18 protein-coding genes are annotated in these 18,715 nt (G+C 72.0%); 6 read left to right on the top strand and 12 right to left on the bottom strand.

The features are described from left to right. Position 1 precedes the first annotated feature (1 nt). On the bottom strand, positions 2-1,447 hold the full coding sequence (locus ACFXOM_RS18425) for an acyl-CoA synthetase (RefSeq protein WP_384932146.1): 1,446 nt from the start codon (positions 1,445-1,447) through the stop codon (positions 2-4). A 166-nt stretch (positions 1,448-1,613) separates the two neighbouring features. Beyond that, positions 1,614-2,240, bottom strand: a complete 627-nt coding sequence (locus ACFXOM_RS18420) for a lysine transporter LysE (protein ID WP_384932144.1) — start codon at positions 2,238-2,240, stop codon at positions 1,614-1,616. Positions 2,241-2,310: 70 nt separating this feature from the next. On the opposite strand from ACFXOM_RS18420, the gene ACFXOM_RS18415 reads away from it, so the two are divergent. Next, positions 2,311-2,736 (top strand): Lrp/AsnC family transcriptional regulator, encoded by a 426-nt coding sequence (locus ACFXOM_RS18415; protein WP_384932141.1) that lies wholly within the window; start codon positions 2,311-2,313, stop codon positions 2,734-2,736. Between the two features lie 145 nt (positions 2,737-2,881). On the opposite strand, the gene ACFXOM_RS18410 is transcribed toward ACFXOM_RS18415, so the two are convergent. Then, on the bottom strand, positions 2,882-3,919 hold the full coding sequence (locus tag ACFXOM_RS18410; protein WP_384932138.1) for a rod shape-determining protein: 1,038 nt from the start codon (positions 3,917-3,919) through the stop codon (positions 2,882-2,884). Between the two features lie 110 nt (positions 3,920-4,029). Further along, the gene (locus tag ACFXOM_RS18405) at positions 4,030-4,578 is read right to left on the bottom strand and encodes a hypothetical protein (protein ID WP_385038464.1); all 549 of its coding nucleotides are present in this window, start codon (positions 4,576-4,578) and stop codon (positions 4,030-4,032) included. A gap of 226 nt (positions 4,579-4,804) precedes the next feature. Between ACFXOM_RS18405 and ACFXOM_RS18400 the strand changes: the two genes are divergently transcribed. Beyond that, a complete protein-coding gene (locus ACFXOM_RS18400; protein ID WP_384932132.1) occupies positions 4,805-5,527 on the top strand; it encodes a hypothetical protein in 723 nt (240 codons plus the stop codon). A gap of 168 nt (positions 5,528-5,695) precedes the next feature. Here ACFXOM_RS18400 and ACFXOM_RS18395 read toward each other — a convergent pair whose 3' ends face one another. After that, positions 5,696-6,130 (bottom strand): MarR family winged helix-turn-helix transcriptional regulator, encoded by a 435-nt coding sequence (locus ACFXOM_RS18395; RefSeq protein WP_384932129.1) that lies wholly within the window; start codon positions 6,128-6,130, stop codon positions 5,696-5,698. Positions 6,131-6,221: 91 nt separating this feature from the next. Here ACFXOM_RS18395 and ACFXOM_RS18390 point away from each other — a divergent pair, with 91 nt between their 5' ends. Together ACFXOM_RS18390 and ACFXOM_RS18385 are read left to right on the top strand one after the other, a co-directional pair. Beyond that, entirely contained in the window at positions 6,222-7,241 is a 1,020-nt protein-coding gene (locus ACFXOM_RS18390; protein WP_384932126.1) for an NADP-dependent oxidoreductase, read from the top strand. Between the two features lie 61 nt (positions 7,242-7,302). Continuing rightward, on the top strand, positions 7,303-7,725 hold the full coding sequence (locus ACFXOM_RS18385) for an organic hydroperoxide resistance protein (RefSeq protein ID WP_384932123.1): 423 nt from the start codon (positions 7,303-7,305) through the stop codon (positions 7,723-7,725). A 156-nt stretch (positions 7,726-7,881) separates the two neighbouring features. On the opposite strand, the gene ACFXOM_RS18380 is transcribed toward ACFXOM_RS18385, so the two are convergent. Then, entirely contained in the window at positions 7,882-10,443 is a 2,562-nt protein-coding gene (locus tag ACFXOM_RS18380; RefSeq protein ID WP_384946242.1) for a M14 family zinc carboxypeptidase, read from the bottom strand. Between the two features lie 184 nt (positions 10,444-10,627). On the opposite strand from ACFXOM_RS18380, the gene ACFXOM_RS18375 reads away from it, so the two are divergent. Continuing rightward, entirely contained in the window at positions 10,628-11,434 is an 807-nt protein-coding gene (locus ACFXOM_RS18375) for an EI24 domain-containing protein (RefSeq protein WP_384932117.1), read from the top strand. Between the two features lie 101 nt (positions 11,435-11,535). On the opposite strand, the gene ACFXOM_RS18370 is transcribed toward ACFXOM_RS18375, so the two are convergent. Next, positions 11,536-12,783, bottom strand: coding sequence for a pyroglutamyl peptidase (locus ACFXOM_RS18370; RefSeq protein ID WP_385038461.1), 1,248 nt, complete (start codon positions 12,781-12,783; stop codon positions 11,536-11,538). A gap of 200 nt (positions 12,784-12,983) precedes the next feature. Next, positions 12,984-13,913, bottom strand: coding sequence for a GDSL-type esterase/lipase family protein (locus tag ACFXOM_RS18365; protein ID WP_384932111.1), 930 nt, complete (start codon positions 13,911-13,913; stop codon positions 12,984-12,986). A 243-nt stretch (positions 13,914-14,156) separates the two neighbouring features. Between ACFXOM_RS18365 and ACFXOM_RS18360 the strand changes: the two genes are divergently transcribed. Next, positions 14,157-14,651: a DUF3145 domain-containing protein gene (locus tag ACFXOM_RS18360; RefSeq protein WP_384932108.1), complete on the top strand. Its 495-nt coding sequence runs from the start codon at positions 14,157-14,159 to the stop codon at positions 14,649-14,651. A 424-nt stretch (positions 14,652-15,075) separates the two neighbouring features. Here ACFXOM_RS18360 and fabF read toward each other — a convergent pair whose 3' ends face one another. From fabF to ACFXOM_RS18340, 4 genes are all read right to left on the bottom strand, one after another. Continuing rightward, positions 15,076-16,338, bottom strand: a complete 1,263-nt coding sequence (gene fabF / locus ACFXOM_RS18355; protein ID WP_384937514.1) for a beta-ketoacyl-ACP synthase II — start codon at positions 16,336-16,338, stop codon at positions 15,076-15,078. 68 nt (positions 16,339-16,406) lie between these two features. Then, complete coding sequence (locus tag ACFXOM_RS18350) at positions 16,407-16,655, bottom strand: acyl carrier protein (RefSeq protein WP_384235120.1); 249 nt, start codon at positions 16,653-16,655, stop codon at positions 16,407-16,409. 66 nt (positions 16,656-16,721) lie between these two features. Further along, a complete protein-coding gene (locus tag ACFXOM_RS18345) occupies positions 16,722-17,723 on the bottom strand; it encodes a ketoacyl-ACP synthase III (protein WP_384937511.1) in 1,002 nt (333 codons plus the stop codon). Between the two features lie 17 nt (positions 17,724-17,740). After that, positions 17,741-18,655, bottom strand: a complete 915-nt coding sequence (locus tag ACFXOM_RS18340; RefSeq protein ID WP_384937508.1) for an ACP S-malonyltransferase — start codon at positions 18,653-18,655, stop codon at positions 17,741-17,743. Positions 18,656-18,715 lie beyond the last annotated feature (60 nt).

Genomic DNA, 18,715 nt, shown 5'->3' with positions numbered 1-18,715 from the left:
CTCAGTCATGCGGCAGCGCCCGCTTCATGATCTTGCCCATGTCGTTGCGGGGCAGCGCCTGGAGGAAGCGGACCGTCCGCGGTCGTTTGTGCGGGGCGAGCTGTCCGGCCACGTGATCGGCCAGCTCCGGCGCTGCCGGCGGTCGCGCCGGGTCCGTCGGAACCACCCAGGCCACGATCCGCTCGCCGAGGTCGTCGTCCGGTTCGCCGGTGACCGCCGCCTCGCGCACCCCGGGGTGCTCCAGCAACGCGTTCTCGATCTCACCCGCGCCGATCTTGTAACCACCACTCTTGATCAGGTCCGTTGCCTTGCGCCCCACGATCCGGACGTATCCGTCGGGGTCCCGGACGGCCATGTCGCCGGTGCGGAACCAGCTCCCGTCGAAGGCCGCCGCCGTGGCGTCCGGCCGGTTCAGGTACTCCGTGAAGAGGTGGGGGCCGCGTACCTGGATCTCGCCGACGGTCTCCCCGTCGTACGCGTCGATCTCGGTGCCGTCCTCCTCGACCAGGCGCAGCTCCACACCGGGCAACGGCACGCCCACCGAACCGGCGCGCGGTTCCCCGTCCACCCGCACGCTGGTGTTCATGAGCGTCTCCGTCATGCCGTACCGTTCGACCACCCGTCGCCCGGTCGCCGCGAAGATGCGCTCGTGGTCGTGCACCGGCAGTGCCGCCGAGCCGGACACCAGGAGGCGCGCGCCGGTCAGTGCCTTGCGCAACTCCGCGTCGTCGTCGAGGACTTCGGCCAGTCGGTGGTACATCGTCGGCACCCCGAACAGCATCGTTCCGCCCGCCCCGAGCTCCTGCGCCACGCCCTCGGTGGAGAACTTCCCGACGTGCCGTACCGAGCCGCCGCGTCGCAACGGTCCGAGGGTCCCCAGGACCAGCCCGTGCACGTGGAACAACGGAAGGGCGTGGACGAGCACGTCGTCAGCGGTCCAGTCCCACGCATCGGCCAGGGCGTCCAGGGTCGTCGCGACGGCTCGGCGGGGAACGACGGCGCCCTTCGGCGGACCGGTCGTCCCCGAGGTGTAGACGACCAGTGCGGGGGAGCTCGGATCCGGCTCGCCGGGGAGGGGCGTGGTCTGGTCGGGGGCGGCGACGGGGACGTCGATGCGCGCCAAGCCGTCGAGGACCCGGGGCAGCTCGACGCCCGGGGCCGCGAGCACCAGTGCCGGTGTGCTGTCCCCGACGATGTGCCGCAGTTCCCGCTCGCCGGTGCGCGGGTTGAGCGGTACGGCCGGGACGCCGGCGAGCAGTGCGGCGACCACGCCGACCGCCGTCTCCAGGCTCGGGGTCGCCCACACGGCGACGCGTCCGGCGCCGGAGAGCCGCACGGCCAGCGCCCCGGCCGCGGACGCCAGTTGGCCGTAGGTCAGGGCCCGTTCGCCGAAACGCAGAGCGGGCCGCGCCGATCCGTGGACAAGGGCGGGGAAAAGGGCACTCACTCGTCAGTCTCCTCACGTGGCGTCCGCACGGCGGTCTCCATCCTGCCCGCAGCCCCTTTCATTCTCCCCACAGAGTGCCTACTCGTGAGTAACCTCACGGGCGGCGTTCCCTTCGGACGAGGTGGACGAGGTGGACGAGGTGGACGAGGTGGACGAGGTGGGGGACTCACGGCAGCGGCAGGGCCACCTTCACCGCGTACACGGCGACCAGCCCGTACCCCAGGCGGAACGTCCAGGCGCGGGCGGCTCCGCCGATCCTGGCCCCGGTGAATCCGCTCGCCGCGACCAGGAGCTGCTGCCACGCGAGCGATGCGGCGAAGACACCGGTCACGAACACCGTTCCCGCGGCACCACCGCGGAGTGCCGCACCCTGAGCGGTCGTCAGGGCGGCGAAGTAGAGCGCGGTCGTCGGGTTGACGAGCGTGAGTGCCGTGAACCGGACGAACGTCCGAGCGATCCCGCGGCTCCCCTCGGCGCCGGTCGTCACCGCGTTCTCCGCAGGCCGCCGCGACGCCCACAGGCCGCGTGCCGCGATCGCCGTGAGGACCGTCGCCGCGACCAGCCGGACCCAAGCCTCGATGCCCGACAGGGCCGCAGCCACCAGCGGACCGAGGGCCGTGGCCACCGCCGCGTACACCAGGTCGACCACCGCCACGGCCGTCGCCGCGGCGACCGCCCGCCGGCGGTCCCGCATCCCCTCCTGGACCAGCAGGACCCCCATCGCCCCCATGGGCACCGCCACGCCGAGGCCCGCGGCGGCGCCGGCCACTGCTGTCGTCCACATCTCGCTCATGGCGCACACGATCGGATGCCGGTCGTCGCCCACGCGGCTGCATTCCGGTGCTGACTGCGACAATCGCGGTATGGACCGCATCGACAGTGACATCCTCGGTGTGCTGCGGGAGGATGCGCGGATCTCCTACCGCGATCTGGGCGTACGCGTCGGACTGAGCGCGAACGCGGCGGCCGACAGGGTGCGCAGAATGCGGCGCGACGGTGTGATCCGCGGGTTCACCACGCTCGTCGACCCGGCGGCGGGGCGCCGTGAAGGGCTCGTCGTCTTCATCGACATCACGCTGCGCCTGGACACCACCAACGAGGAGTTCGAGGCGGTGGTGCTGAAACTCCCCGGCATCACCGAGGTCGTGCACGTGACGGGGGCGTACGACTACCTCGTCCGGGCCCGCGCGGCCGACCCCGCCGAGCTCGACGCCCTGCTGCGCCGCCTCAAGCGCGACGCGGGCGTCGCCCAGTCGAGCACCCGCATCGCCCTCCGGTCGGCCCGTTAGCTCCTGTGCCGACCGTTCCCGCGTCCGGGCCCGGGCACGCCGTCCCCGCCGGCGCCGGACGGCTGTGCTCCCCGGCCGGGTGCGACGGGTGGGGCCCGTGACCGTGGTGCCGCAACCGGAGACGCCCCGGTGGGCGTGGGTGCCCTCAGTCCGGCAGGGGCTCGAGGAACATGCCCTGGATGCGGCCCTCCAGCATCGCCCCGAGTCCCAGCACCGCGCAGACGTCGGGTTGGTCGGCGATGTGCACCGGCATCCCCGTGGCGTCGCGGAGCATCTGGTCCAGGCCGGGCAGCCGCGCGCTGCCGCCGACCATCATGATGCCGCGATCGGCGAGGTCCGCGACCAGATCGGGCGGGCAGTCCCGAAGGATCCTCCCGATGCCGTCGAGCACGGCGGTCAGCGGGGTGTGGATGGCATCGCGCACGGCAGCGGTGTCGACCCTGACGGAACGGGCCAGCCCGGTGGCCACGTCCCGGCCGTGGATCTCGGTGGAAGCCGGCCCCTGGAGGGTGAGGCCGTTCCCGCTGAGCGCGAGCTGCAGGGGCCGTACGGACTGGCTGGGCAGCATCAGTTCGTGCTGGTGGCGCAGGTGCTGGATCACCGCGTGGTCGATGGCCTCGCCGCCGATCGGGATCCGTACGGCGGTGACGATCGAGCCGAGGGAGAGGACGGCGATCTGGGTGGTGGCAGCGCCGCACACCATGACCATGGTGGCGGTCGGCTGCTCCACCGGGAGCCCGCAGCCGACGGCTGCCGCGATCAGCGTGTCGACCAGCTCGACGCGCCGCGCACCGAGCCCGACCAGCGTCTCCACCGTGGCGCGTTGGGCGAGCGGGTCCGCGTCATGAGGGGTGGACGCGGCGGCCCGCAGCCGTGGCTTGCGGCGCAACTGGCGGCGTAGCCTCTCCCCGAGAAGCTGGCGCAGCATGCGCTGGGCCATGTCGATGTCGACGACGCTGCCGCCGGACACGGGACGCATGACCTTGATGTAGTCCGGGGTGCGGCCCGTCATCTTCTCGGCGAACTCGCCCACGGCGATGAGCGCGCCGTTGCGGGTGTTGACCGCGGCGACGCTCGGTTCGTCGACGACGAGTCCGGCCCCCTTGACGAAGACGCGCGTCCTCGCGGCGCCCAGGTCGACGGCGACGTGGCAACGGCGCAACTGCTCAAGACTGACGGACACGGCAGATCCTCCCGGGAGCGGTCATCTCCTTCGCCATCGTCGGCTCGCCCACGGCGGGCCGCGCGCTGAGCTGAGCCGGTCGGGGGTAGGGGAAGGACGGACACCTGACGTCACATCAGCCGCTGCAGCAACCCCCAGGTGAACTCCGCGACGCACGGCTTGCCGCCGGGCAGGGTGAAGGCGAGTCGCCACCGCGTGGGCGCCGTGCCCTCCATCGGCCGCGCCGGCGCGAAGGCGTCGGCCACCTCGTCGACGGTGCAGGACCAGGGGCGCAGGTCGTCCTCAGTGCGCAGCACGGGGGCCGCCGCGCCCGGAGCGCGCACGAGCCACTCGTTCCACACCGCGCCATCCGGACCTGCCAGCACGTCGAACCGCAGATCGGGCCAGAGGGGCACGGGCCACTGCAGGGCGTCGCACTCCAGGTCGCCGATGCGCCGGCGGGTGGTGGACGAGGGCTCACCGAGCACGGAGCGGTAGCGGGAGAGGGCCCCGCGGGCACGCGGTGACCGCACCATGGCTTGCCAGCGGCGGTTCGCCTCACTCATGTCGGTGAGGGACGCGCCCAGTTCCCGGCGGGCGTCTTCGACGAGGTCCGGCTGGTGATCGGCCATGCGGCGGAGCAGGACGAGCTGGAATGCCTGCGGCCCGAAGGAGTCCATGGCTCCATCCTGCCCGCGGCACGGCGCGGTGCCGCCCGTCCGGCTCCCTGGCGGGCTCCTCCTGGTCGGCTCCTCCCGCCCGGGAACACGCCCCGTTCCGATCGAGGAAACGGTGAAGGGGGGTCCGTTGCCCAAGGCGACGTGCCGGAGCCGTGGCGTATCCACACAGGATCCTCACAGTCCCTGCCGTCCTCGTCGTTCGTCGGCTGCATACGCTGCGGGCGCCATGGATTACTGCCACCTCTGCCGTCGACACCTGAACGGGGCTCTGGCGTGCGCCGGGTGCGGTACCCCTGCGGACGAGATCCGACACCGGGGTCCCGTCGCCGCTGCCGACGACGTCGTCATCGAGCTGGGCGGTGCGTACGGTGACGACCGGCCGCCCGCCGGGCGCCGCCGCGCCCAGGCGCCGGCCCGCCGCAAGGCTCCCGCGGGCCGCAGGGCGCGACGGAAGCGGGGTCGGAGGGTGCTGCTCGGGACCGTCGGGCTGGTGCTCGCCGCGGGTGCGCTGAGCCTGGCGAAGCTGGCGACGGAGTCGAAGGGTGACGACGGCGCGGCGGTCGAGGTCCGTGAGCAGGAGTCGATCGCGGTCGACGACGTCCCGGACCCGACCAACAGCGCGGAGCCGCCACCCGGGCCGAGCGCGGTCAGTGAGGCGCCCGCCACATCGTCGGCCCCCGTCGAACGCCGGACCCCCGGTTCCCCCGGTGCGGGAGAGGGCGGGGACGGCGTGCGGCCCGGTACCGCCGTGGCGCCGTCGCGAGCCGAGCGGTCCGCGTCCGCGCCGGCTGGTTCCGAGCCGAGCAGTAACGATTCTCCGACGGTGACGAGCGAGCCTTCCGGGCCGTCGACGAGCCCGCGGCCCTCGCTGCCCGTCGGCCCGCCGTCGCCCAAGGCGACCCCTTCGCCGACCGAGACCTGCACCTGGTTCCTCTTCTGGTGCACGTGAGGCCCCGGGCGGACAAGGGCCCCGGGGCACGTGCGCCGGGCGGGCCCCGGTAGGGGCGACGTCCGCGGGCTCCGCCCAGGTCTGCCCCGGCCCTCCGTCCTGTCCCCCCGACGTTCCCGGTTCCCGGCCTCTCCCGTGCGGCCGTCGCCCGTCCCTGGTCGCACCGGTCTACGCGGCCGGTTCGCCCAGCATCCGTCTGAGCAGGTCGCGCAGCACCGTACGCTCCTCGTCCGAGAGCTCGGCCAGCGGTTCGCGCGCGAAGTGGAGCGACTCCCGCAGTAGTCGTGCGGTCGCGCGTCCGTTGTCCGTCGCGGCCGCGATCTTCACCCTTCGGTCCGCCGGATCGGGCCGTCGCTCCACCAGCCCGCGAGCCTCCAGCCGGTCCACGATCCCGGTGACGTTCGACGGCTCGCACTTCAGCTTCTGCGCTATCCGCCGCATCGGGGTCGGCTCCAACGACAGCAGTCCCAGCACCCGGGCCTGCGCGCCGGTCAGTGCGTGGCGGCTCGCGGCCTCCTCGTACTCGTCGTGATAGCGCGCCACGATGGTGCCGATGAGGTCGACGACCTCGAGGGTCAACGGGTCTGCGGGGTTGGTGGCCATGATGTTCAGCATACCCGGATACTTGACAACATGAAATATTCAGGAGCATGGTTGTTTCAGAACATGAAGCTTTCTAGGAGGCACTGCAACCATGTCCGCTCTTCCCACGTCCGGCCGTGAATGGCACCTCGTCGCCCGCCCGCACGGCTGGCCCAAGCCGGAGGACTTCGCCCTGCGCGAGGCCCCGGTGGCCGAACCGGGCGAGGGCCGGATCCTCGTCCGCAACCTGCACTTCTCGGTCGACCCCTACATGCGCGGCCGGATGAACGACGTGAAGTCGTACGTCCCGCCCTTCCAGCTCGACCAGCCCATGGACGGCGGTGCCGTCGGTGAGGTCATCGCCTCCAACGCCGAGGGTTTCGCCGTGGGCGACCACGTGCTGCACGGTCTCGGCTGGCGCGAGTACGCCGACCTGCCCGCTCAGCACGCCACCAAGGTCGACGCCGCCGCGGCTCCGCTCTCCGCCTACCTGGGCGTGCTCGGCATGCCCGGCCTCACCGCCTACGCGGGTCTCTTCGAGGTCGCCTCCTTCAAGGAGGGCGACGCGGTGTTCGTCTCCGGCGCGGCCGGTGCCGTCGGCAATCAGGTCGGCCAGATGGCGAAGCTGAAGGGCGCGTCGCGGGTGATCGGCTCGGCCGGCTCCGACGAGAAGGTCAAGCTCCTCGTCGAGGAGTACGGCTTCGACGCCGCGTTCAACTACAAGAACGGCCCCGTCGCCGAGCAGCTCAAGGCGGCCGCGCCCGACGGGATCGACGTCTACTTCGACAACGTGGGCGGCGAGCACCTGGAGGCCGCGATCTCCTCGTTCAACCTGCACGGCCGCGCCACCCTCTGCGGAATGATCGCCCAGTACAACACGACCGAGCCGACCCCCGCTCCGCGCAACCTCGTGATGGTGATCGGCAAGCGGCTGCGGCTGCAGGGCATCCTCGTCAGCGACCACGCGGCACTGCAGCCGCAGTTCGTCCAGGAAGTCGCCGGCTGGCTCCGCTCCGGCGAGCTGAAGTTCCAGGAGACCGTGGTCGAGGGCATCGAGAACGGTGCCGACGCCTTCCTGGGGATGCTCCGCGGCGAGAACACCGGAAAGATGATCGTCTCGCTCGACCGGTAGGCTCGTCGCAGCCGCCGCGGTCGTGGGCGCGAGCCGCGGCGAACGAGTGAGGAACTCCTTCATGTCCATCCAGCAGTCCGACGTCCTCTACACCGCGGTCGCCACCGCCAGGAACGGCCGCGACGGCCGCGTATCGACCAGCGACGGGCGGCTCGACGTCGTCGTCAACCCGCCTGCGGAGATGGGCGGCTCCGGCGCCGGGACCAACCCGGAGCAGCTCTTCGCGGCCGGTTACAGCGCCTGCTTCCAGGGCGCACTGGGTGTGGTCGCCCGCCAGGAGAAGGTCGACGTCTCCGGTGCGACGGTCACTGCCGAGGTCGGCATCGGCAGGAACGACGACGGCTTCGGGCTCATCGTGAAGATCGCGGCGGTCATCCCGAACGTCGACGCCGCGACCGCGCGGGACCTGCTGCACAAGGCGCACCAGGTGTGTCCGTACTCCAAGGCCACCCGCGGCAACATCACGGTGGAACTCGCCGTCTGAGCCGCTGCGACGCCCGCGGCCGGCACGGCTCGGGGCCGCACCCCGCCGGGGCGCGGCCCCGAGCCGGCTCCGCTGCTCCCCGGCCGGGAGCAGCGGAGCCCCGTTGGTTGCCCGGCGGGGTCCGGGACCGGCGCGCCAGGGATGGACCGGCCGGGCTCAGCCCAGCAGGGCCCGTCCGACCTGGGCGAACGAACCCTTCGGGTGGTCCCGGAAGAGCGGTTCCGTACCGAACAGCACCACCGGGGTGCCGTGCACCGACGCGCCGCTGACGACGGCCGCCTTCCCCGCCGCGTCCTGGGGGCCGCCGCTGCCGTTCGCGCCGGCCCGCCAGTGGCCCGCGACCACCGGGTCCCCGGACCCGTAGCGCTGCTCCACCCGCGTGCCGGCGCCGAGGCCCGTGAACCACAGAGGGGCGTAGACGAAGGTGTGCGCGGGGGCACCCGCGGTGATCCGTCCGCCCGTATCGACCACCCGGACCACGCCGTTGCCGTCCTCGCTGCCCGCCACGGCGCGCACCCCGAGCAGCCCGGTCGAGGAGTTGAACGCCGCTCCCGCCTTCCCTGACGCGACGACTGCGGTCACGCGCCGGCCGAGGAACCGATCCAGCCCGTTGCGTGCAGCAGGCGTCAGCTTCCCGACGTCCAGGCCCGCCGACACGAACAGCGCGTCCACCCGTGACCAGTCGAAGCCCGCATTGAGCGACTCCGTCGACACCGGCACCACGTCGAAGCCCATCTCCCGCAGGGCGAAGAGCTCTCCGGCACCCACCGCCGCGGCGACCCTGGTGCGCTTCACCGTGGCCCCGCCCCGCTCCGCGGTGGCACGGAACACCACCCCGTAACGGTCCGCCAGTGCACGGGCCTCGGCGCGTGCCGAGCCGGGGACGACCGCCGAGCCGCCGGCCGCCCCCCTCCGCACGGCGACGCCCCGCGCCAGCAGCACGTTCAGGGCGGCGAACTCCCGGGGATCGTCCAGACGCAGCTCCAGGTCACCGTGCGGCGCCACCCGGCCCGTGGGTGCCGCGCCGCGCACCGGACGGCCGTCGTACGCCAACGGGCCCCGGGCGACCTTCTCCACACGGGCGCCCCACAACAGCCCGAGGCTCCAGCCGGAGATGTCGTACATCGCCGACACCTTCGCGCTGATGTCCCGGCCGTCGGCGAGGAGCACGTTGGCGAGGCCCCGCTTGGGCTGGTGCATGTCGATGACGTACGAGCCCGCCGGATAGCCGCGTCCCGCCAGTCGGAAGGCGGTCCGGGCCCGGTCCACTCGCACGTCGTTGGCGAGAAGGTGGTCCACCAACCGGGCCGCGGCGACTGCGCTGCGCTGCTGCTTCCCCGAGGGGATCACGTATGCCCGTGGGAAGGCCGTCGTGTAGACGTCCTCCGGGCCGATGCCGGGCACCCCCGGCACGGTCTTCTCCGACACCGTCCGCTGCGCCTCGCCCGCCGCGCCGCGCCGGAACATCTCGATCTGGGCGGCGAGCACGGAGCTGCGGTGGGCGTACGTGTAGTGGAGGGCGGCGCGCATGGCGGCCCCCGCCACGCGGGTGTTGACCGCCGAGCGACGGCGCAGTTCGGCGACGGGGAGCGACTCGTACGCGTCGTTGTTCACGGCGAGCGGGACCTCGACGGTGTGCGCGGCGACGGCGCCGTGGAACGGCGCGTACTGCGGGGTGAAGACCGGTGGCCAGTCGTCCCAGCCCTCCTTCTGGTCGCGGAAGGGGATGACGGCAGGCCGGACACCGTCCTTCCGCGGTGTGTAGCCGAGGGCGTTGACCGCCTTCTCCATACCGAGGGCGTTGGCGTACGCATGCGTGAGGAAGAGGTCGTACTCGTAGTTCTCGCCGTGTGGAGGAGTCGTCGGTTCGATGAGTGTGCCGTTGACGTAGCCGTGGAGGTCCAGCATCACGGCGGGCTGGCGGTCGACGGCGATGCTCCGCAGGAGGCGGGTTTCCGGTTGTGAGGCGGTGATCGCGTCGCGGTTGAGGTCGAAGCCGTTGGCGTTCTCCCGGGTGCCGGCGATGCGGCCGTCCGGGTTGGCGGTGACGTTGATCAGGACGCGGTGCCGGGCGAGCAGGTCCGCGGTTGGCGCGTCCTTCGCCTTCGCGAGCTCCTCGATGAGCGCCAGGGCGGCGTCGGTGCCCTCCCACTCGTTGCCGTGGATGTTGTTGTTGATGAACACCGGGGTCTTGTAGGCGGCCTCGAGGTGCCCGTCCCGCGCGGCCGCCGCCGGCCTGTTCTCGATGAGTTCCCGCATCCGCTCCTGCTCCCGGGCCTGTTTGGCGGTCTCCGGTGCGGTGACGGTCACGAGGTAGAGCTCGTGGCCGCCGGCCGAGCGTCCGGCCACCTCGACGCTGACCCGGTCGCCGGTCCGCTGCAAGGCGTTCAGGCGTGGGGCGAGTGCGTGGTACGGCGTGAGGCCCAGCTTGATCGATGTGTCGGCAGGATCGGTCGGCGGGGGCGTGAGCGTTGTCCTGCGCGGATAGCCGACGCCGCTGGGCAGCCCCGGTGCGGCGCGTTCCAACGCCCGCAGTGCGGCGTCCGTGATCGGTGTGCCGTCCAGGGCGGTGCCGCGGCCGCCGCCCTCGCGCACCGGGTGCGGACCGTCGTGATCGCGGCCCGGGTCGGCGTGCACGGGAGTGAGGGACAATGCACCGGCCAGAGCGGCCGCGGCGCTGCACGCCGTGGCGACCAGGACGGATCGGGGTAAACCCATCGTTACGGACCTCCGGGCGTCGGAAGCGTTCGGTACGCAGGGTCTACCGGCTCATCCCACCGGCAACAAGAGGGACTTGAGGGGCGCGCGGCCGCGGTCGCCGCAGGTGTCCGGAACGTTGCCCCGTACCGTCGGTCTTCATGGTCATGACTGCTGCTGGTGGTGCCCGTATAGGCTGAGGCGCATGCGTGATCTCGGGGTTGGCTTCGGCTATGTGGTGAAGGGCCAGCAGTGGGTCGGCCGGCACGGCCGGTGGTTGGGGATCGGGCTGCTGCCCGGACTGATCGCCCTTGCGGTGTACGCAGGCGCCCTCGTCGGACTCGGCTACGGTGCCGACGATCTGGTGGGCTGGGCCACACCGTTCGCCGACGACTGGTCATCCCCGTGGCTCGGGTTGTTCCGGGGTTTCCTGACCGCGCTGGTCTTCGCCTTCGGCCTGTTCCTTGCCGTCATCACCTTCACGGCCGTGACCCTGCTGATCGGGCAGCCCTTCTACGAGTCGCTCTCCGAGGAAGTCGACCGTGTGGAAGGCGGCGACGTCCCCCGGTCCGGATTGCCGCTCTGGCGCGAGCTGTGGATCTCCGCACGGGACAGCCTGCGCGTGCTCGTGAGGGTCGCCCTGTACGGCGTGCTGCTCTTCGCGCTCGGGTTCGTCCCCGTGGTCGGGCAGACCGTGGTCCCGGCGATCGGGTTCTGCGTCTCCGGCTTCTTCCTCGCCGAGGAACTCACCGCCGTGGCGCTGCAGCGGCGCGGCACCGAGTTGACGGAGCGCCTCGCGCTGCTGCGCAGCCGCCGGACACTGGTGCTCGGCTTCGGAGTTCCGCTCGCCCTGGCGTTCGTCGTGCCGTTCGTCGCGGTCTTCCTGATGCCGGGTGCCGTGGCGGGCGCGACGCTGCTGGTACGGGACCTCACGGAACAACGGCGCGAGCCGGAGTCCGCACCCGGCGCCCCGGCTCCGCTCACCTTCGACAAGGACCGCATCGCGCCCTAGGCGCGTCCGCGACAGGTGCGTTCTCGACCGCTCCGGCCCACTGTCGTGCGCGGCGCGACCGCTCGGGGTCGGGTCGGCCGCGCCGCGGTTGCCGCCGCCCGTCAGCCGCCCGCCGCCACCGACACGATGGATCGGACCTGAGCGATGACGTCCAGCCGATTGCTCACGAACTCGGGGTCGGTGACCGTGCCGGTCGCCGGGTCCGTGTTGCCCGCGCCGAACTGCAGCACCGGCGTGTGCACATGGCCACCCGGCAGCGAGTCGTGCCGGCCGAGGCGGTCGCGCAGCAGCGTGGCGCGGTAGGCGATCTCGTTCGAGAGGTAGTTCCCGCCGCCCCCGGCCCGCGCCGAGGAACCGGGCGTGGGACCGTCGGGCCGGGTCACGGGGTCGGTGCCGCCCGCCGGTATCTCGGTGACCGCGGTGTTGTCGTACACCGGGAAGCGACCCGTGTCCGCGGTCGTGATGGATGCGTACGGGAGGGTCGTCACCGTCCACTGCGGCTGGGCGGCCGGGTCGTCGACGGGAACGGTCCCGGTGCGCGAGAGGTTCTCGTTGTCCGGGAAACCGCCGCGCCAGGCGCCGTTGGTGCGCTCCACGTCGAACCTGCCCACCCGCCCCTGGCTCACCGTGGTGAACAGGTCCGCCCGCGGCAGGACGCGGCCCAGGGCCCGTTCGACGGTTCCGGCCGCGAAGTCGGACCAGCGCACCGGGAAGACCGCCGCCTCGATCCGGGCCGGGCGGCCGTCCGCCGTGCGTATCCAGGTGCCGTCGAGGGCGAGCGCCGTCGCCCCGCTCGGGTTGCTGATCCGTATGTCGCGGTCGAGGGTGAAGGGATCGAAGCCGGTCAGCACGATGCGCTTGAAGCGCCCGCCTCGGGGGAAGGCCATCGTGTCCTGGCCGCGCGAGGTCTGCTCCAGCCGGTCGAGCAGTCGGGACCGCACGGCGTCCGACACCTCGAACCCGGGCCGCCACCCGCGTAGTTCCCGGGTCATGCCCAGCCGCGCCCAGTACAGCGGCCGGTCGTCGTCCCGACTCAGGTCGCCGGTCACCGGGCCCCTGCCCTGCGCCCTGTCGACCGCCCGGTGCCACAGCCGCGAACCGTGGCTCGTGACGGTGCGTTCGGCTTCGGCGTACGAGTCGGCCGTCCGCAGGGAGTGGGCGAACTCCCGTGCCACGGAGTCGAATCCGCTGCGTCGCAGGATCTCCTGCGGGACCGCTCGGTCGAGCCGCTGCTCCTCGACCGTCGCCGCCCGTGCCGCCTGTTCCGCGCCCGCGCTGTGGGCCGGAGCCGTGCCGAGTGCGGTGCCCAGCACCGCGGAGACGAGTAGGAGTCCCGGTGTCCGTCGCACGCCGTGTTCCCTTCGCGAGACTGTCGAGGCCGAAGTGGCCAGTATCGAGAAGGAGTTGAGGTGTGACCAGACGGACTCAAGGCGACTCGGGCGCTCCGCGGGCGGGTTCGGTTCCTCCACAGGGTGCCCGCGGCCGCGGACCCTCCCGGCGTCGGGCTGGACCGCCGGGGCGTCGGGCGCCGACGTACCGGGCCGGAGGGTCAGCGGCGCGGCTCGGGCGCCGTGATGTTGCGGTAGGCGATCTCCGCCAGCTGCTCCTGGCCGTTCCTGTTCGGATGGAACCAGTCCCAGCGGCTCAACTGCCCGCCGGTGAATCCGAAGGCGAAGACGTCCCCGCCGTCGTACCGGCACAGCAGGTCCTTCGTGCAGACGTCCTCGAGGACCGCGTTGTACGCCACCACCCGCTCGTAGACCTCGGCGCGCCGCGCCTGCGCCGCCGGGCCCACGTCATCCGCGTCCTTCAGCATGGAGGCGCAGATGCCGAACTTCCAGATCTCCCGACCCAGGGGGTCAGTGCGGCCGGTCGCCCACAGCCGCTTCAGGTCCGGCACGCTCGACACGTAGACCTGCGCCTTGGGCGCGGTGCTGCGCAGTGAGCGCATCGCCTCGGTGAAGGACCTCCTGAAGTCCGCCACCGGCGTCATCCGTGCGGGGGAGTCGCGGCAGGCGTCGTTGGCCCCGACCATCACCGTCACCAACTCGGGCCTGCGTGCCGCGGCAGCCGTCATCTGAGCGGGAAGTTCGGACATGCGTGCCCCGGACCTGGCGTGGTTCCACGCGCGTCGGGTGGCCCCCGCCGCGCCGAGCAGCCGTAGCGCGACGCTGCGGACGGCCGTGTCGGTGCCGGTCGCCCAGGACGCCTCGGGGCAGTCCGCGAACACCGCGCAGGCGTCGTAGCCGCGGGTGATCGAGTCGCCGACGGCGGCCAGCGAGGCCGGGCTGCGGTCCCAGAGGGGCGTCGGGGAGGAGGACGGGCGCGGCGGCTTGCCGGACGGACCGCTCCGCGTGGCGGGGGCGGGCTCCTCACACCCCGCCACCCCGGCCACGGCGACCAGTGCCGCAGCCGTCAGAACGGCGACGGACGCGCGCGGGCGACTCCCCGGGCGCAGGCCACCTCCGATTTCACGCATCTGCCCTCCCCGTTGACGTCCTGGCGGGTGAAAGCTCGGTGCGTACGGGCCCGGGACGGGCGGTACGACAGACCTGAGCCGCCGCCGCACGGTAGCTTTTCCCCGTCGAACCAGAGGCACCCGGCCCCCTGGCTCCGGTAAATTACATCACGTCACACGGTGTCCGTTTTGTGGAGTTTCACTCCCGATGCTGTTTACTGGGCCGCTGGGGAAGGCGAACCTCGTCCCACAGTGGAGGTCCCGGTGACGACACGCGGTGTTCTGTACGTTCACTCAAGCCCTCGCGCGCTGTGCCCGCACGTCGAATGGGCGGTGGCGGGCGTACTGGGCGTACGCGTCCAGTTGGACTGGATCCGACAGCCCGCGTCACCCGGCACCTGGAGGGCGGAGTTCTCGTGGCAAGGGGAGCCGGGTACGGCCTCCAAGCTCGCGTCCGCCCTGCGCGGCTGGCAGATGCTCCGCTTCGAGGTCACTGCCGAACCGTGCGCCACCGCCGAGGGCGAGCGCTACAGCGCCACACCCGAACTCGGCATCTACCACGCCGTCACCGGCATCCACGGAGACATCCTCATTCCCGAGGACCGGCTCCGTGCCGCTGTCGCCCGTTCCGCCCAGGGGGAGACCGACCTCGAAGCGGAGATCTGCAAGCTCCTGGGCAAGCCCTGGGACGACGAACTGGAGCCGTTCCGGTACGCCGGCGAGGGCGCCCCGGTCCGCTGGCTCCACCAGGTCGTCTGAGCCCCCTGCGCTGCCGTCCCTCTCAGCCCCGCCCGGTTCCTACGTCGGCCGGGGCTGTTGCGTGTGCGGGCTGCCGCTCCCCGGTGCACCGCTCCTGTCGTCCACGCTCCACGAGCGGTTTCCGCCGGGAACGGCCCCGCAGCGGCGATCTGCTGTTCCGGCAGGTGCGTGAGCGGCGCCCGGTGCCCGGGCGGCCGCCCGCCCGATGACGTTCGTGGGGACGCCGGTGCCGTACCCGAGGCGAAGGGGTGCCGCCCGGCGGCAGGGTGCCGAGCTGCTCGCCGCACCGGCGCGCCCGTCGCCGCACCGGTGCGGGCGCTCCCGTGGCCCGGGTGCTGCGCTGACGACACGACGGCGGGGTCCGACTCCCCCGGGAGTCGGACCCCGCCGTCGTGTTCGCCCGGGCGGAGGCCAGGTGCGGACGTCAGACCGTGCGGAAGGCCAGGACCACGTTGTGGCCGCCGAAGCCGAACGAGTTGTTGATCGCCGCGATGGTGCCCTCGGGCAGTGCGCGCGGCTCGCCGCGGACGATGTCGGCCTCGATGTCGGCGTCGAGCTCGTCGACGTTGATCGTCGGCGGGGCCGTCCGGTGGTGCAGGGCGAGGACCGTGGCGACGGTCTCGATGCCGCCGGCGCCGCCCAGCAGGTGACCCGTCATCGACTTGGTCGCGGAGACCGCGACGTGGTCGAGGTCGTCGCCGAGCACCTTGCGCAGGGCCTTGATCTCGGCCGCGTCTCCCTGTGGGGTGGACGTCGCGTGGGCGTTGAGGTGGACGACCTCCGACGGCTTGAGGTCCGTCGCGTCGAGCAGGTTCTGCAGCGCGGCCGCGATGCCGCGGCCCGTCGGCTCGGGCTGCGCGATGTGGTGGCTGTCCGCGGACAGACCCTGCCCCAACACCTCGCAGTACACGCGAGCACCCCGCGCTGCGGCGTGCTCGGCGGATTCCAGGACGACGACCCCGGCGCCCTCGCCGAGGACGAAGCCGTCACGCGCCGTGTCGTAGGGGCGCGAGGCCTTCTCGGGCTCGTCGTTGTTCTTGGACATCGCCATCATGTTGGCGAACGCCGCGACCGGCAGCGGGTGGATGGCCGCCTCGGTGCCGCCCGCGACCACGACGTCGGCGCGGCCGGTGCGGATCATCTCGACGGCGTAGCCGATGGCTTCGGCGCCCGACGCGCACGCGGAGACCGGGGTGTGCACGCCCGCCTGGGCGTTCACCTCCAGACCGACGTTGGCGGAGGGGCCGTTGGGCATCAGCATCGGCACGGTGTGCGGGGAGACGCGGCGGACGCCCTTCTCCTTCAGCACGTCGTACTGGTCGAGCAGCGTGGTCACACCGCCGATGCCGGAGGCGATGACCGTACCCAGCCGCTCGGGCCGGATCGTGTCGTCCTCGCCCGCGGGTGCGGTGAAGCCGGCGTCCGCCCAGGCCTCGCGCGCGGCGATCAGCGCGAACTGGGCCGATCGGTCCAGCTTGCGGGCCAGCGGACGCGGCAGGACGTCGCCCGGGTCCACGGCCGCCGGGGCGGCGATGCGGACGGGCAGGTCGGCAAAGCGTTCGCCCTCGAGGGACTTCACCCCGGAGCGTCCCGCCATCAGACCTTCCCAGGTCGATGCGGAGTCGCCACCCAGCGGTGTGGTTGCGCCGATACCGGTGACGACCACAGTGCGATTGGTCGAGTTCACAGGAATTCTTTCTCCACGTGTATGAGGGTTCGTGAATCAGCGGCGCCACCGCTGGGTGGCGTACCTGATCAGTCCTGGTGCTTCAGGATGTAGTCGGCAGCGTCACCGACGGTCTTGAGGTTCTTGACGTCCTCGTCCGGGATCTTGACGTCGAAGCGCTCCTCGGCGGCGACGACGACCTCGACCATCGACAGCGAGTCGACGTCCAGGTCGTCGGTGAAGGACTTGTCCAGCTGGACGTCCTCCGCCGGGATGCCGGCGATCTCGTTCACGATCTCGGCGAGACCGGCGACGATCTCTTCCTGAGTGGCGGCCATGTGGCGCTCCTTCGGTATGTAGCAGAGGTTGATCTGGGCGTTGCCCGGAAAGATCCGGATACTTGCCTAGGGGAGGGTAACGACCGTGGCGGCGTAGACGAGCCCCGCCCCGAAGCCGATGACGAGCGCGGTGTCGCCGCTCTTCGCCTGACCGGTCGCCAAGAGTCGCTCCATCGCGAGCGGAATCGAGGCGGCCGAGGTGTTGCCGGTGGTCTCCACGTCACGGGCGACCGTGACGTGGTCCGGCAGCTTCAGTGTCTTCACCATCGAATCGATGATCCGCATGTTCGCCTGGTGCGGGATGAAGACGTCCAGGTCGTCAGCGGTGATCCCGGCCGCGTCCAGCGCCTGCTGGGCGACCTTCGCCATCTCGAAGACGGCCCAGCGGAACACCGCCTGGCCCTCCTGCGTGATGGCCGGGAACCGCTCGACGGCGCCGTCGCGGTAGTCCGTCCACGGCACGGTCTGCTTGATGGTCTCCGACTTGTCGCCCTCGGAGCCCCAGACGGTCGGGCCGATCGCCGGCTCCTTGGCGGGGCCGACGACGACGGCACCGGCGCCGTCACCGAACAGGAAGGCCGTGGCACGGTCCTCCAGGTCGGTCAGGTCACTGAGCCGCTCGACCCCGATGACCAGCACGTACTCCGCCGAGCCCTCGACCACCATGCCCTTGGCCAGGGTGAGTCCGTAGCCGAAGCCCGCACAGCCCGCGGAGATGTCGAAAGCGGCCGGCTTGACCGCACCGACCTTGTCGGCGATCTCGGTGGCGACCGCAGGGGTCTGCTTGAAGTGCGACACGGTGGAGACGATCACACCGCCGATCTGCTCCGGGCTCAGCCCGGCGTCGGCGATGGCCTTGCCCGCAGCCTCGACCGACATCGCGGTCACCGTCTCGTCGTCGGAGGCCCAGTGGCGGGTGGCGATGCCGGACCGGGAGCGGATCCACTCGTCGGACGAGTCGATCGTTTCGAGGATCACCTCGTTCGGCACGATCCGAGTGGGGCGGTAGCCGCCGACCCCCATGATCCGTGCGTACGGGGCGCCCTGGCTGGGCTTGATCTTCGACATGCTGTCACGGCTCCTTGTCAGGCTGAATGCTCGGCGATCAGCGTGCGGGCCGCGTCGAGGTCGTCGGGTGTCTTCAGCGCCAGCGTCGCGACACCCGGCAGGGCGCGCTTGGCGAGACCGGTGAGGGTACCGCCCGGGCACACCTCGACGAGGGCGGTGGCACCGAGCTCCTTGAAAGTCTCCATGCACAGGTCCCAGCGGACCGGATTGGCGACCTGACCGACCAGCCGGGAGACCACCTCGGCTCCGTCGGTGACGATGAGACCGTCCTTGTTGGAGACGTAGCGCACCTTCGGGTCCGCGGGCGTGAGCGCCCCGGCAGCCTCCTCCAGCTTCGCCACGGCGGGTGCCATGTGGTGCGTGTGGAACGCTCCCGCCACCTTGAGCGCCACGACCTTGCGGACGCCCTCGGGCTTGTCGGCCTCCAGCGCGGCGAGCTGCTCCATGGTTCCGGCGGCCACGATCTGGCCCGCGCCGTTGACGTTCGCGGGCGTCAGGCCGAGCTTCTCCAGGTGCGCCACGCTCACCTCGGGGTCGCCGCCGAGCAGTGCGGACATGCCGGTCTTCGTGACGGCCGCGGCCTCGGCCATGGCCAGGCCGCGTGTGCGGACCAGGCGCAGCGCGGCGACGTCGTCGAGGATGCCGGCGAAGGCGGCGGCGGTGATCTCACCGACGCTGTGGCCGGCCACCGCGCTCGCCGAGGCGTCGCCGAGCGCGGACGCGGACAGCAGACCGGCGGCGACGAGCAGCGGCTGTGCCACGGCCGTGTCGCGGATCTCGTCCGCATCGGCCTTCGTCCCGTAGTGGGCGAGATCGAGCCCGATGGCGTCGGACCAGGCCGCAACGCGGTCGGAGGCGCCGGGGAGTTCGAGCCAGGGGGTCAGGAAGCCGGGCGTCTGAGCGCCTTGGCCGGGAGCGACGAGTACGAGCACCCTCACACTCTCTCTTGTGGATGGTCCCGGCCGCCCGTGGGGACAGGGACCAAGAACCGT

The sequence above is a fragment of the Streptomyces sp. NPDC059169 genome (assembly GCF_042755225.1).
GTDB lineage: Bacteria > Actinomycetota > Actinomycetes > Streptomycetales > Streptomycetaceae > Streptomyces.
The sequence above is the reverse complement of the archived record's forward strand: the minus strand, read 5'-3'. Positions and strand labels throughout refer to the sequence as shown.

Bases quoted from the DNA above. Each gene is read 5' to 3' on its own strand.
- ACFXOM_RS18420 (WP_384932144.1), bottom strand. From the start codon at position 2,240: ATGAGCGAGATGTGGACGACAGCAGTGGCCGGCGCCGCCGCGGGCCTC.
- ACFXOM_RS18415 (WP_384932141.1), top strand. From the start codon at position 2,311: ATGGACCGCATCGACAGTGACATCCTCGGTGTGCTGCGGGAGGATGCG.
- ACFXOM_RS18405 (WP_385038464.1), bottom strand. From the start codon at position 4,578: ATGGACTCCTTCGGGCCGCAGGCATTCCAGCTCGTCCTGCTCCGCCGC.
- ACFXOM_RS18400 (WP_384932132.1), top strand. From the start codon at position 4,805: ATGGATTACTGCCACCTCTGCCGTCGACACCTGAACGGGGCTCTGGCG.
- ACFXOM_RS18395 (WP_384932129.1), bottom strand. From the start codon at position 6,130: ATGGCCACCAACCCCGCAGACCCGTTGACCCTCGAGGTCGTCGACCTC.
- ACFXOM_RS18390 (WP_384932126.1), top strand. From the start codon at position 6,222: ATGTCCGCTCTTCCCACGTCCGGCCGTGAATGGCACCTCGTCGCCCGC.
- ACFXOM_RS18385 (WP_384932123.1), top strand. From the start codon at position 7,303: ATGTCCATCCAGCAGTCCGACGTCCTCTACACCGCGGTCGCCACCGCC.
- ACFXOM_RS18380 (WP_384946242.1), bottom strand. From the start codon at position 10,443: ATGGGTTTACCCCGATCCGTCCTGGTCGCCACGGCGTGCAGCGCCGCG.
- ACFXOM_RS18375 (WP_384932117.1), top strand. From the start codon at position 10,628: ATGCGTGATCTCGGGGTTGGCTTCGGCTATGTGGTGAAGGGCCAGCAG.
- ACFXOM_RS18365 (WP_384932111.1), bottom strand. From the start codon at position 13,913: ATGCGTGAAATCGGAGGTGGCCTGCGCCCGGGGAGTCGCCCGCGCGCG.
- ACFXOM_RS18350 (WP_384235120.1), bottom strand. From the start codon at position 16,655: ATGGCCGCCACTCAGGAAGAGATCGTCGCCGGTCTCGCCGAGATCGTG.
- ACFXOM_RS18345 (WP_384937511.1), bottom strand. From the start codon at position 17,723: ATGTCGAAGATCAAGCCCAGCCAGGGCGCCCCGTACGCACGGATCATG.